Source organism: Gilvimarinus polysaccharolyticus (assembly GCF_001187555.1).
Lineage (GTDB): Bacteria > Pseudomonadota > Gammaproteobacteria > Pseudomonadales > Cellvibrionaceae > Gilvimarinus > Gilvimarinus polysaccharolyticus.
This window is the reverse complement of sequence record NZ_LFIJ01000001.1, coordinates 217,354-230,451: the sequence shown is the minus strand read 5'-3', so window position 1 is coordinate 230,451 and position 13,098 is coordinate 217,354. Positions and strand designations below refer to the sequence as shown.

At 51.2% G+C, this 13,098-nt stretch carries 11 protein-coding genes; 2 read left to right on the top strand and 9 right to left on the bottom strand.

The window, feature by feature from the left end; translation table 11 throughout:
- Positions 1-13 precede the first annotated feature (13 nt).
- Entirely contained in the window at positions 14-1,915 is a 1,902-nt protein-coding gene (locus GILYN3_RS00930) for a DUF1800 domain-containing protein (RefSeq protein ID WP_084004991.1), read from the top strand.
- 9 nt (positions 1,916-1,924) lie between these two features.
- On the top strand, positions 1,925-3,286 hold the full coding sequence (locus GILYN3_RS00925) for a DUF1501 domain-containing protein (RefSeq protein WP_049721114.1): 1,362 nt from the start codon (positions 1,925-1,927) through the stop codon (positions 3,284-3,286).
- 20 nt (positions 3,287-3,306) lie between these two features.
- Here the strand turns inward: GILYN3_RS00925 and GILYN3_RS00920 are convergent, their stop codons facing one another.
- From GILYN3_RS00920 to GILYN3_RS00880, 9 genes are all read right to left on the bottom strand, one after another.
- Positions 3,307-4,074 (bottom strand): sulfite exporter TauE/SafE family protein, encoded by a 768-nt coding sequence (locus GILYN3_RS00920; RefSeq protein ID WP_049721113.1) that lies wholly within the window; start codon positions 4,072-4,074, stop codon positions 3,307-3,309.
- An 87-nt stretch (positions 4,075-4,161) separates the two neighbouring features.
- Entirely contained in the window at positions 4,162-5,391 is a 1,230-nt protein-coding gene (locus GILYN3_RS00915; RefSeq protein WP_049721112.1) for a beta-ketoacyl-ACP synthase, read from the bottom strand.
- Positions 5,388-6,614 carry a beta-ketoacyl-ACP synthase gene (locus tag GILYN3_RS00910; protein WP_049721111.1) on the bottom strand — a complete coding sequence of 409 codons (1,227 nt, stop codon included), beginning with the start codon at positions 6,612-6,614 and terminating at the stop codon, positions 5,388-5,390. The genes GILYN3_RS00915 and GILYN3_RS00910 overlap by 4 nt, the downstream gene beginning before the upstream one ends.
- Complete coding sequence (locus tag GILYN3_RS00905) at positions 6,614-7,339, bottom strand: 3-ketoacyl-ACP reductase FabG2 (protein WP_049721110.1); 726 nt, start codon at positions 7,337-7,339, stop codon at positions 6,614-6,616. The genes GILYN3_RS00910 and GILYN3_RS00905 overlap by 1 nt, the downstream gene beginning before the upstream one ends.
- Positions 7,336-7,818, bottom strand: a complete 483-nt coding sequence (locus GILYN3_RS00900) for an ApeP family dehydratase (protein ID WP_049721109.1) — start codon at positions 7,816-7,818, stop codon at positions 7,336-7,338. Before GILYN3_RS00900 ends, GILYN3_RS00905 begins: the two co-directional genes overlap by 4 nt.
- Positions 7,815-8,993, bottom strand: coding sequence for a beta-ketoacyl-ACP synthase (locus tag GILYN3_RS00895; protein WP_049721108.1), 1,179 nt, complete (start codon positions 8,991-8,993; stop codon positions 7,815-7,817). Before GILYN3_RS00895 ends, GILYN3_RS00900 begins: the two co-directional genes overlap by 4 nt.
- Before the next feature lie 2 nt (positions 8,994-8,995).
- Positions 8,996-9,505 (bottom strand): hypothetical protein, encoded by a 510-nt coding sequence (locus GILYN3_RS00890; RefSeq protein WP_049721107.1) that lies wholly within the window; start codon positions 9,503-9,505, stop codon positions 8,996-8,998.
- Positions 9,506-9,508: 3 nt separating this feature from the next.
- On the bottom strand, positions 9,509-10,756 hold the full coding sequence (locus tag GILYN3_RS00885; RefSeq protein ID WP_049721106.1) for an NAD(P)/FAD-dependent oxidoreductase: 1,248 nt from the start codon (positions 10,754-10,756) through the stop codon (positions 9,509-9,511).
- Between the two features lie 10 nt (positions 10,757-10,766).
- A complete protein-coding gene (locus GILYN3_RS00880) occupies positions 10,767-13,097 on the bottom strand; it encodes an MMPL family transporter (RefSeq protein WP_049721105.1) in 2,331 nt (776 codons plus the stop codon).
- Position 13,098: the final 1 nt, after the last annotated feature.

Genomic DNA, 13,098 nt, shown 5'->3' with positions numbered 1-13,098 from the left:
CGATGACACAAAAATGTTAATTAAAAGTTTTAACCTTGCAACAGTACGGCGTTACATTCGGCCATCTTCGCCGGCTCTTATATCTGTATTAATACTGGCACTAATAAGTTGTGGCGGGGGCTCTGGCAGCTCTAACGCAGGTCCTAGCGATACCCCTCCACCAAGCACCGAGCCTACCCCAGCCCCTGTTCCCGAACCGGAACCCACCCCAGAACCCGAGCCAAGCCTCATCACCGAGCTGCCCGCTTATAACACCCAATTGTGGCCCGATGCCGTTAAAGCTGCACGCTTTTTACAACAAACAACTTTTGGCCCCACCCAAACATCGGTACTTGAGGTATTAAACAAAGGCGAAACCGCGTGGCTGCAAGAACAACTTAACATGCCCCCGACATTGCATTTGCCCTTATTGGACGAGCGGTTTTTATCACTGGGCTGGCAAGCGACACCCGATCCAGAGGCCGAGGGCGCGGAGGGTTATTATCGTGATTTACAACGCAGTGATATCTGGTGGGAGGTAGTGTTACGCAGTGAAGACCAATTACGTCAACGAGTGGCTTTTGCACTAAGCCAAATATTTGTCATCTCCAATGTATCCGATGTGCTTTATAACGATACTCGCGGCATCGCCAGCTATCAGGACATGCTGCTGCACAATGCTTTTGGTAACTACCGTGAATTGTTAGAGTCTGTCACCCTGCATCCAATGATGGGGGAGTATCTAAGCATGGTACGTAACGAAAAAGCCAACCCAGAAAAAAACATAAGGCCGGACGAGAATTACGCTCGCGAGGTCATGCAATTATTTAGTATCGGTCTGGTTGAGCTAAACATTGACGGCACTGTAAAAAAAGATACACAAGAAAAACCGATACCCACCTACAATCAAGACATCATCAAAGCATTTGCTCGAATCTTTACCGGCTGGAACTTTGCCACAACCAATCAGTGGTGGCAGTGGACCAGCGATGCCATTGGCGAAACACTGCCGATGAAAGCTTATCAACAGATACACGATAGCGACGCTAAAACTTTATTAAACAACACCACCTTACCCGCAGGCCAAACGGCCGAGCAAGATATGTCGATGGCACTGGACAATCTTTTTAACCATCCAAACGTCGGCCCATTTATCAGTAAGCAGTTAATCCAAAGGCTTGTTACCAGCAACCCAAGCGCAGCCTACGTAGAGCGCGCCGCACGCGTATTTAATGACAACGGACTAGGCGTACGCGGTGATATGCAAGCGCTTGTGCGTAGTATTTTAACCGATACCGAAGCACAAAACGGTCATACCCAAAAAACCGATACCTTTGGCAAATTGCGCGAGCCCATTTTACAACTGGCTAACATCTGGCGAACTTTTAACGCACAAGGAATAGCCGTGCTAAATGCAGCCGGAACCCAAACCACTGGCAAACGTATTCGCTACTTAAGCTCTGACCGGAAATTAGGACAACGCCCGTTTGGTTCATTCTCAGTGTTTAATTTTTACCGCCCCGATTACTCACACTCGGGCAATATAAAAACATCTGAGTTACTCGCGCCAGAATTTCAAATACACACAGAGAGTGTGATGATCGCCAAAACCAACTCGTTAACTGAAGCCATTTTTTGGCGCGATATCGATGAAACTTGGGTGCAGAACCAACAGGCTGGATACGATTGGGACATCGCCGTACCCGCTATTGATATTACCACTGAAAAAAATATCTCGTCTGATGCCAGCGCACTGATCGACCGCCTCGACTTATTACTGACAGCCGGTCAGATTGACTCTGCGGCTCGCGATTTACTGATCGAGCATATTGACAACATGGCCTACAGCGCCACTGACGAGTACTCCAAGCGTCTACGCGTCTTTGATGCGGCAAGCTTAATCGTCGCCTCCCCCTACTACGCCATACAGCGATAAGAGTTACCTATGAAATACGATTCACTATCACGTCGTCGATTTTTAAGAAAAAGCGTTGCGGCCTGTTTAGGCAGTGCAAGCTTTGCCGCGTTAAGCTCACGCATGCAACTTGCCATGGCACAAACCGCTGGCGACAACGACTATAAAGCTCTAGTGTGTATTTTTCTATTTGGCGGCAACGACTCCTACAATATGATCGTGCCAACCTCAGCCTCTGAATACAGTCGTTACGCTAACGTCAGACAAAACCTCGCCATTGCTCAGGGAGATCTGTTGCCGATGAGTGCGGGCAGCCACGATTATGGCTTTCACCCATCAATGAGCGCTCTGCAACAACTATACAATTCTGGTCAACTGGCAGTATTAGCCAATTGCGGTTCGCTCATTGAGCCTGTCAGCAAGCAGCGCTACAACAATCACCAAGCGTTACTGCCACCCCAACTTTTTTCTCACAATGATCAACAAACATTTGTCCAATCACTCGCTCGCGATACTGCGACTACCGGCTGGGCGGGTCGCGCGGCAGATATCTTGCAGTCTATGAACATCAATCAGCAGCTCTCCATGAATATCTCATTGAGTGGCAACAATATATTTCAAAGTGGTTCTAAAGTTTTCCCTTATGCCATAAACGGTTTTGGGGTCGAACTACTCAATCATTTTGACGCCCACAGCGACGACCCTCAAGAGGTGTCACGGGCACAAGTGTTCAGAGCACTTATGCAAGGCGCTGATAATCATATATTTCAACGGGAGTACGCCAATGTGCAAGAACGCGCATGGACACTGGCAGGAGATGTGAAATCCGCCTTGGATACGCAGACGCCACTCAATACACAGTTTCCAGAGGGCAAGCTGGCGACAGATTTAGCGATGGTGGCACGATTAATTTCAGCCCGCGACGCACTCGACGTAAAGCGCCAAATTTATTTTGTGGGAATGGGCGATTACGACACTCACGGCGATCAGGCCAATAGGCAACCGGTATTGTTTAATGAATTATCTCAGGGGATCAGCGCCTTTAACAATGCTATCGCTGAGCAAGGTTTAGCCAATCAAGTCACTACTTTTACGATGTCCGATTTTGGCAGAACACTCACTAGCAACGGCGATGGCACCGACCACGCCTGGGGCGGTCATCATTTGATTACTGGGGGCGCCGTCAACGGTGGCCATATATACGGCACGCTGCCATCGCTTGAGCTGAACAGTGACGATGATATTGGCGAGGGGCGTATTATCCCTACCACGGCTATAGATCAGTATGGCGCGACACTTGCCAGTTGGTTTGGCTTGCCAGCGGCCGACTTTGCCAATACGTTCCCTAACTTAGTCAAGTTTGATCGCGCGGATTTAGGCTTTATGACTTAAATTCAAATTTACTTGAAAAACTAACCGCCGATCCAAGTCAGTAGCGATTCGCCCACCAACTTTATACCGGCGACGCCCAGCAATACATAACACACACCATAAAACCATTTGTCGCTTACTCGGCGGTGTAAAAACACCCCCAAGCAGACTCCAATAGGCGCTAACGGCAACAGCACCAAAGAGGTCACAAGGGCACTCATATCCAATTGCCCCATCGCCACATAAGGCACTAATTTAATAAAATTAACCACGCTAAAAAACAATACCGTGGTGCCGACAAATACAGTGCGAGGCAAGTGTTGCGGCAACAAATAAATAGAAATAGGCGGGCCGCCGGCATGGGCGATATAACTGACAAAACCGGCAATGGCACTCCAAAAACTGCCGCGCACCACACTGGCAGATTGCACCGCAACGCGCTGCAAAACATGCCGCCCCCATAAGTAGTGGCCAACAAAATACAACGCCATAAGCCCCACCAACAGGCGGATCATATTGGCATCCATGTAAGTAAACATGGCCGCACCAAAAGCAAGACCGAGTATCACGCCTGGAAACATAATCTTAAGATTACGTTTGTCCCACTGACCGCGAAAGCTCCATAGACTCACAAGGTCCATACTGCATAAGATAGGTAGTAACACCGCCGCGGCTAAACGCGGATCGACAGCCAGCGATAGCACTGGCACCGCGAGCGAGCCCAAACCGCCACCAAAGCCGCCTTTCGATAACCCCACAAGTAACACTACCGGTATTGCCAGTAGGTAAAACAGCCACTGATCGATCATGCCATACCCATAACGCCTAAACGTTTAATCGCCGTTAGGCGCCATTTATAGAAGTTACTGCACCAATAAAGGTGCACGTTAACGGTGTCAAAGAGTATTCACTCGAAAAATTAGCGAAGTGTTAATGCCGCCAAAAGCAAAGCTATTGCTCATAAGCGTGTCGCCATTGGTGGCGCGAGGTGACTGGGTAATATAATCAAGCTTGGCGCACTCTGGGTCTAACTGCGATAAATTTAAGGTGGGCATTAGCCAATGCTCACGCATCATGGCAATACTTGCCCATGCCTCAATCGCGCCACTTGCACCTAATGTGTGGCCAATATGCCCTTTGATACTGCTTACCGGGACAGTATCGCCAAAAATTTCCGCCGTCGCTACACTCTCGGCAACATCGCCCCAGGGCGTAGCGGTACCGTGCACATTGATATAGTCGATCGCTTGAGGCGTGCAACCGGCGTCTTTTAATGCCAACTGCATTGCAGCTTGCATGCTGTCGGCATCAGGCTGGGTAATATGGGCGCCGTCGGCGTTGGTGCCAAAACCAATCACCTCGGCATAAATAGTAGCGCCACGGGCGCGAGCATGCTCGAGCGACTCGAGTATTAAGGTACCGGCACCCTCGCCAATCACTAAACCATCACGATTAATATCAAATGGGCTGGGGGTCGTATTCGGCGCGTTATTTTTAGTACTGGCCGCACCAAAAGTATCAAACACGGCCGCCTCAGAGGGGCAAAGCTCTTCCGCACCGCCGGCAATCATTACCGATTGGTAACCGTTTTTAATCGCCTCGTAAGCGTAACCAATGCCTTGACTGCCCGAGGTACAGGCCGATGAGGTGGTGTAAACCCGCCCTTTTACGCCAAAAAATATACTTAAATTAACCGCCGTGGTGTGGCTCATCATTTGTACATAATTGGTGGCCGTTACCCGCGTTAAATCTTGGCTGCTAAGTAATTTCGCAAACTGTTGCGTGGCTGGGGTACTGCCGGTTGATGAGCCATAGGAAATTCCGCACTGACCACTAACCAGTACTGGGTCGTTCTCCAAACCCGCCTCAATAAGCGCCAGCTCGGTCGCGCGGGTTGCCATTTGTGCCACCCGCCCCATGCTGCGAACTTTTTTACGCGGGTAACTGCTAGGTTTGACAAAATCGTCCACTGGACCGGCCACTTGGGTATCCAAACCTTTAAACACGCCCCACTCAGGCATCGCGCGAATACCGCTGCGACCATTTTTTAAGGCGCTAGAAAGGCTCGCCCAATCACTTCCCAGCGAGGTGATACCGGCCATACCGGTAACCACAACACGATTCATGATGGACCACGCTTAATAATTAAAGACGTATTAACACCACCAAAGGCAAAATTGTTGCTCATCACATAGTCGCACTCGATAGCACGCCCAGTGTGTTGAATATAATCTAATTCAGCACATGCAGGATCGACCTGTTCAAGATTAATGGTCGGGGCAAACCAGCCACTGTTCATCATCTCGAGACTCATCCACGCCTCTAACGCACCACAAGCACCTAACGTATGGCCGATATAACTTTTAAGCGAGCTAATAGGTTTACCGGCACCCAATGCCGCCACAGTTGCGTGGCTCTCGGCAATATCGCCTTTAGCGGTGGCTGTACCGTGGGCATTTACATAACCAATTTGCTCCGGGCTAAGCTTGGCATCGGCTAACGCCAACTGCATAGCTCGGCTCATAGTTGCGGCGCTAGGCTCAGTCACATGAGCGCCATCAGAGTTGGTGCCGTAACCGACTATCTCACCTAAAATATTGGCGCCACGAGCACGAGCGTGTTCATATTCTTCTAAAATTAACGAGCAGGCGCCCTCACCAATCACCAAGCCATCGCGGCCGGTATCAAACGGGCGCGGCGTTAAGGTCGGCTCATTATTGCGAGTGCTGGTGGCAAACAAGGTATCAAACACTGCCACCGGCGTTACATGGAACTCTTCGGCGCCGCCCGCCACCATAAGATCTTGCATGCCATATTTAATAGCCTCGTAAGCGTAACCAATGCCTTGGCTACCCGAGGTGCAAGCCGATGCGGTTGGAATAATGCGTCCGGTCATATTGAAAAACAAACCAATATTAACCGTAGCCGTATGAGTCATCGTGCGTAAATAAGTGGAGGCCGTTAAATCAATGGTGGTGCGATCGGTGACGACGCGAGTCAACGCGGGGACATCACTTGGGGTCCCAATACACGAGCCGTAAGAAACACCGGTACTGCCATTGGTTAAACACGGATCACCCACTAAGCCGGCCTGAGCCAAGGCTTGCTCGGTGGCGCTAACCGCCATTACCGACACCCGTCCCATACTGCGCAGCTTTTTACGCGGATAATGCGCCGGCGTTGTAAAGTCGACTGGCGCACCCAAGCGAGTATTTAACCCGGCTATATCATCCCAGTCATCAATGCGCTGAATTTTATTATGCCCAGCCGCCAGCGCCGCTTGCACCTCATGCCAGTTATTGCCCAGCGCACTTACGGCACCCACACCGGTTATCACCACCCTGCGCATTAGAGCATCCCGCCGTTTACAGAAATAACTTGGCGGGTAATGTAACTGGCCGAATCACTCATTAGGTAGCCCACTAAACTTGCCACCTCGCAAGCGGTACCAAAGCGTTTAAGCGGAATCATTTTTTTCGCTTCCTCGGCAAATACGGCATCGGTCATATCGGTTTCGATAATACCTGGCGCGACACAATTAACCGTAATTTTGCGTTTGCCCAACTCTAACGCCAAGGCTTTGGTGGCGCCAATCAAACCGGCTTTGGTGGCGCTATAATTTACCTGACCCCGGTTGCCAGCAAGTCCCGCAATTGACGACAAGGTCACAATCCGGCCGCCTGCGCGCGCCTGCACCATAGGCATCACTAATGGCTGCACAACATTGTAAAAACCATCTAAATTTGTGTGAATTACGCTATCCCAATCGTCTTCGGACATTGCCGGAAACGCATTGTCACGAGTAATACCCGCGTTGCAAACAATACCGTAAAAAGCCCCGTGCTCGGCGATTACAGTCTCGAGTACAGCGCGTACCTCGGAGCGATTAGCCACATCAAAACACACCAGCTCGGCAGTGCCGCCAAGTGCACGGATATCCTCTACCACCGCCTCACCTTGCGCACGGTTGGTGCGACAATGAACGGTAATAGCAAACCCTTGGCGGGCTAGCTCTAAAGCAATCTCGCGACCGATGCCACGGCTCGATCCGGTAACCAATACCCGGCGACTCATGGTATTACTCCTTGCGTAAGTTCAGGTTCTGCTGCCGCTAAATAAGCGGCTACGTCATCGGGCCGATACGCGGTAAAAACCGCCTCGGCCAGTAATCTATTGTCAGCGTTGTGAGCGCTGTAAATGGCTCCGTTAAAAGCGACCAAAGAGCCATCGATCAAATTCACATGGACACAAACTCGCAGCGATTCACCCAACTCAAACTGCGGACAATGAGCCGTATACTGGCGAGTACTGATTAGAAAAGCCGGTTCAATTTTTTTACCCGCGCGCGAATCCTCTAACCCCACCCACACGGCAGCAGTTTGTGCCATATACTCAATGCCCGTCCAAGCGGGTACACCACCTTTCGCGGCATCGTAAAAAACGTTGTCTGCGCGCACCTCAGCCGCGACTTCGACATCGAGTTGCGAACTGCTCAGCAGTTTATCAATCAGGCGCATGGGCGCTTGATGTGGAATTAAATCAGCCAAGTTCACGCGCGCGAATCCCCCAATATAACGGCCGCATTATTGCCACCAAAGGCAAACGAATTGCTGAGTAAGACCCGTGGCGCAGTAGGAAAGAGAGTGCTATTTAACGGCGCAAATTGCAGCTCAGGCAGCGCCGGGTCTGGGTTGTTATCCCACATATGGGGCGGTACGCGGTTTGCCTGTAAGCCAAGCCAACAAAGCGCCACCTCGGTTGCACCTGCCGCACCCAGCGTATGCCCCAACTGGCTTTTACTGCTACTGCACAGTGGTTGGTGGCCAAATAAACGGGCTACCACCTCAGACTCCATTGCATCGTTTAGCGGAGTACCAGTACCGTGCAAGTTGATATAATTTACCTCGCGCAACTCGCAGCGCGCCGATGTTAACGCGGCTCTAATGGCTAATTCAGCGCCGGCACCAGATGGATCCGGTGCCGATATATGATGCGCATCGGATGAAGCCCCCACCCCTAGCAACTCTATATCGTAAAGCAGCGGTTCACGGGTGACCAAAAAAAAGGCCGCGGCCTCGCCAATATTAATGCCCGCGCGATTAACACTAAAAGGCACGCACGGCTCAGAGCTCACCGAATCGAGTGCGGCAAAACCATTGACGGTTAATCGGCTCAGACAATCGGCACCGCCCACAATCACAGCATCCGCCAAGCCGACGTCCAGCAGTCGTTTCGCTGAACCCAGCGCATGGGCACTGGAGGAACACGCGGTAGACAGCGTGTAAGCCGGCCCAGTAGCCCCAGTAAACCGTGCCACCAGCTCCGACAAATTGCCAATCTCTTGCTGACGATAATGGTAGTGAGAGGGAATCTGGCCGGTCTGCAGTTGCGCTTTAATGGCCGTTTCGCCCTCGGCAATACCTGACGTACTGGTACCTGCGATCACGGCAACACGCTGGCTACCGTAACGCTCCAAGGCCTGCTTAACCGTGGTATTGATCTGATGGAGTGCGGTGATTGCCAATTGGGCATTACGACTAGCAAACAGCCCTAAAGAGTCAGGCACGGGGGCCAAGTTTGCGCTGACCGCAGCCGTATATGTTGTCCGGCCCGGCACCCAGTCGCAAACCGATAGCGCCTGCTCTCCAGAAAACAATGCTTGGCTTACGGCTTGTTGCCCAGCCCCCAATGCATTCACTAGCCCTAAATCTGTTAGATATGTCGCCATGATTATTTCTCAAGGGGGATCACACTGACGCGAGCCCCCAGCTGTGGCAAATCAAATTGCATAGGCTGCGCCGAACTCCAATGCCAGCTCGGCTGCCCATTTTGCGTCAAGCTTAACGTGCTTGTTGTTTGATGCAACTGTAAACCGACACTCTCGGCACAAATAGCACGTGGCTCTGTGCGCAACTGCCACCAATTATACCCCCATAACAATACCGCAGGCTCGAGACCACGGTATAGCGGCGAGCGCTCAAGCGCCAATTGGCCATTATTGAGGTTAGCGCTAAATTGCGGCGAGCCAATAGTATCCAGCGCGACAAAAACAACGCCTCCCGCATTCTGCTCGGTGCGTAGCAATAGGTACTCGGTGTGCCCGTCATACTGCACTTTTAAGCGAGCAGTGCTATCTAGCAGCGGCAGACAAGCCTTGCCAGCGCTAAATGGCAGCACTGTCGAACACGCAGTCGCCCACAAGCTCATTAACAACACTACACTCCGTGCCATCAGGCGCATTGTTTATACGCCCTCCGCTCGGCAAAATTTAGCCAAGGTGTTCATACGGCGAACCGGATCGGCCACAAATGGATTCTCCATATCCCAAGCATAACCGGCCAAAATTGACGAGATCATATCCCGCACACTGGAGCCACGCTGATCAAAAAAGATAATGTCTTGAAACAAACCCTCGTACCATGCCTCAACAAACACCCTAAAAGTATCGACCCCTTGACGCAGCGGCAGATCATAATCCTTGTGCCAATCTACTGTTTCGCCCTCTAGCTGACGTGTTAAAGTTGCCACCGCAGTACTGGCCGAGCGCATAGCTATGGTGATGCCAGAGGAAAATATTGGATCGAGAAATTCACCCGCATTACCCAACAATGCGTAACGGTCAGTGGCCAGCTGCTTTACATTACGCGAGCTTCCACCGTATTGTTTAACCTCCATGGGCCACTCAGCATTGGCAAATAATTTTTGGTACTCGGGTGCCTCAGCAATAAGCTCTAGCAGCAGCTCTTTTGGATTTTCACCTTTACGTAAGTCGAGTTTTTCTTGGCTAATAATGACACCGGTAGAACATTTCTTGTCCGTAAGCGGAATCAGCCAGTACCAAATATCTCGCTCTTTAGGGTGGACAGTAATTAAGATTTTATCGCGATCTAACGCTTCACCATCAATGCCATCTAACACGTGAGTAAACAACGCTTGTCGCACTGGGAAATTTGACGGTGTTTCTAAATCCAGCAAACTGGGCAACACTCGCCCAAAACCACTGGCATCTAGTACAAAACGGCAATCCAGTTGTGTCACGCTGCCATCATCAGCTCGCGCGGTCACACGTGAGCCAGTCTCGGTTTGTTCGTAAGCGGTAATGGTTTGACCAAAGCGAATATCAACGCCGTTGCGGATCGCTTCATCGGCCAGCAATTTATCAAACGTTGCACGCTCGACCTGAAACGTGGTGCCTGGCCCCTGAGTGAACTTTTCTTCAAAATTAAACCAGGTATAGCGCTCGCCCCAACCAAATGCCGCACCATTTTTTAAACGAAACCCAGCGTTATTGACAACATCGGCCAGGCCCGCCTCCTCCAGATAAACCATACATTGCGGCAACAAGCTTTCGCCGATCGAAAAACGCGGAAAGTGTTGCCGCTCGAGCACTCGGATACGATACCCTTTTTGCCACAACAACATCGCCGCGACGACTCCTGACGGACCCGCACCAATAATAACGACATCTAGATTTTCTATTGGCTCTGCCATAGTGACTCCATTACGTGATTTTTGTCGCCTTTGCCAACACCGCTAGTGGCGCCAGAAAATACGCTAATATAATCCCAACTAAAACTGTTAAACCAAAACTGTGAATCGCTGCAGTGGCCGACAACGCTAACAAACCAAACGATAATACGGTGGTCAGTGTCGACAAGCCAATGGCCAAGCGCGTCCCCAATTGCTCTGTACGTGCCTCGCGTAAGAATAATGTGTAATCAATACCAATACCCAGTACCAACAACAGTGCCATCATATGAAACACATTTAACGCCTGGCCTAATACGCTGATAAGCGTTAAAGCAAACACACTGGCAAGAGCTGGAGGTAAAACCACCATCAACGCCCCAAGCCCGCCATAACGTCGCGTCAAAAATAAAGCGATAAAAGCATAGGCAAACAACAACAAGCCAGCGGCGCTGCGTCGGTAGTGTTTAAGCAGCTGATCGGTGCGCGCCACAGGGTCAACCAAGCTCACCCCCTCGAGCCCTATTAACGCTTGTGTTATTGCCTCGAGATTGAGTGGTGCAGTTAAACTTATAGCACTGTAATGCCCGTCATTGTCTGCAAGATACAAGGGCAGATCCGGCCGCTCAGTTAACGTCGACTGCAGTTCAGGCAATGACACAGCTACAGGATTCCCGGTGGCCTTTAGCATTTTTTGGTACGCCGCAGCGGTAAGCTGTAAGCGCTCGGCCAGCTGTTTAAGTACGCCGGCGTCGACTACCGCCGCCTGCCAACTCGCACGATTGGCCTGCTGCTGCATAGGCGATGGCAACACTCGTGTTAATGCATCAAAACCCGCTAACGCCGATGTTGCTTGTAAGCTATGCAAGCGCTCAGCAGCTTGTTCGATTCGTTGCAGTAACACCGCATCACTTGGAGCCTGCACCAACACATACTGCAGTGAAGCACCAGCGCCTAAACTATTGCGCACTTGAGCTTCCATTTCTACCAGCGTAGGACTCGGCTGCTGCATTTGTCGAATACTGTCGCTGCTGGGCGCAAACGTTAACAGCACCGTCAGTATCAATAAAATTAAAAACAACCAAACAGGTCGCGCAACGGGTCGCAACAAGCGTTCGTGTGAGCGTCCCGCTGCCATCACCAAGCGCTGTAAATAAACCGGCACCGAGCGCTTCGGAGCCTTTGCCAGCAGACGCGGATACAACAGTAAAACCGTGGCTAATGCCGTGATTAAGCCCGTACTCGACAACACCGCTATTTGCGTAAAGCCAGGGAAACCTGCGGCAATAAAGCTTAAGTAGCCCACCACGCTGGTGGCCAATCCCAATGCTAGCGGCGGCAGTAGATGCCGCGTCCCGTCGCCCGCAAGCCACTGCGGCCCCAGCGCCATACGCGCCGAAAAATAATGCAAGCCGTAATCAATCGCCACCCCCACCAGTGCCGCACCAAACACCAACGCCACCACATGCACGGCACCAAACATAAGTGAGCTAGTGGCCAACCCCGCCAACACTCCGGCAGCTAGCGGCACAAAAGCCAACAGCAATAACGCTGGCGAGCGAAAGACCAACAGCAATAAAACAATAATACCGAGCAGCGAACCTAACCCGACGGTGGACATCTCTTGCTGTGCTTGCTCGGTGCCTGCAAGGGTGTAAAACAGCGCGCCAGTTTTAAGTACTTTAGCGCCGCTTAAATCACGCCAAATACCTTCGGCGCGCTGCAGTGCATCGTGCGCTTGATTTTGCAGCGCAACATTAAAAGGCGAGCCACTTAAGGTAAGCGGAACAACATAAAAACGTCGCTCATTGATAACCACATAAGGGTTGCTTGAGGCATCGATTCGGATATTGGTTGCAGGCTTAGTGGCGCGGTTAAAATCGGCTAAAGTTCCCAGCGGGTCATGAATAAGCGAGGCGGCACTCATGCCGCCGGGGCGTGTCAGTAAGCGCCGCTGCGCCTGATCAAGCAATTGTTCGGGGGTTAATGTCGCGAGCTTCTCTTGCCACTGCGGAGTCAATAACGCCGACGTATGGCCACGATATAACGTCTCCAGTGCAGCACCAGACAAATCCGTTTGAGTTAATTCAAAGCAACTGCATTGCTGTAATGAGTCCATCACTACTGGCAATAGTTGACGTGCTTGTGCATCGTCATCGGCACCTAACAGCAATACCACACTGCGCTCGAAGCGCTTAGAGAGTGTCTGTTCGACACGCGCCTCTGCCGTGCGTGAATCGGCATCGGGGAACAGCGCTAAAATATTGCTATCTAGGGCTAGCTTGGGCAGCTGCCATATTGCCAACAGCAACATAACCAACAGCCAACATCCGCTCAAGCCTCGCGCCACCGACAAACCATTCACA

What these genes read in the sequence shown, in the direction of transcription:
- GILYN3_RS00905 (WP_049721110.1), bottom strand. Translation starts at nt 7,339, where the DNA reads ATGAGTCGCCGGGTATTGGTTACCGGATCGAGCCGTGGCATCGGTCGC.
- GILYN3_RS00925 (WP_049721114.1), top strand. Translation starts at nt 1,925, where the DNA reads ATGAAATACGATTCACTATCACGTCGTCGATTTTTAAGAAAAAGCGTT.
- GILYN3_RS00930 (WP_084004991.1), top strand. Translation starts at nt 14, where the DNA reads ATGTTAATTAAAAGTTTTAACCTTGCAACAGTACGGCGTTACATTCGG.
- GILYN3_RS00910 (WP_049721111.1), bottom strand. Translation starts at nt 6,614, where the DNA reads ATGCGCAGGGTGGTGATAACCGGTGTGGGTGCCGTAAGTGCGCTGGGC.
- GILYN3_RS00890 (WP_049721107.1), bottom strand. Translation starts at nt 9,505, where the DNA reads ATGCGCCTGATGGCACGGAGTGTAGTGTTGTTAATGAGCTTGTGGGCG.
- GILYN3_RS00895 (WP_049721108.1), bottom strand. Translation starts at nt 8,993, where the DNA reads ATGGCGACATATCTAACAGATTTAGGGCTAGTGAATGCATTGGGGGCT.
- GILYN3_RS00915 (WP_049721112.1), bottom strand. Translation starts at nt 5,391, where the DNA reads ATGAATCGTGTTGTGGTTACCGGTATGGCCGGTATCACCTCGCTGGGA.
- GILYN3_RS00920 (WP_049721113.1), bottom strand. Translation starts at nt 4,074, where the DNA reads ATGATCGATCAGTGGCTGTTTTACCTACTGGCAATACCGGTAGTGTTA.
- GILYN3_RS00885 (WP_049721106.1), bottom strand. Translation starts at nt 10,756, where the DNA reads ATGGCAGAGCCAATAGAAAATCTAGATGTCGTTATTATTGGTGCGGGT.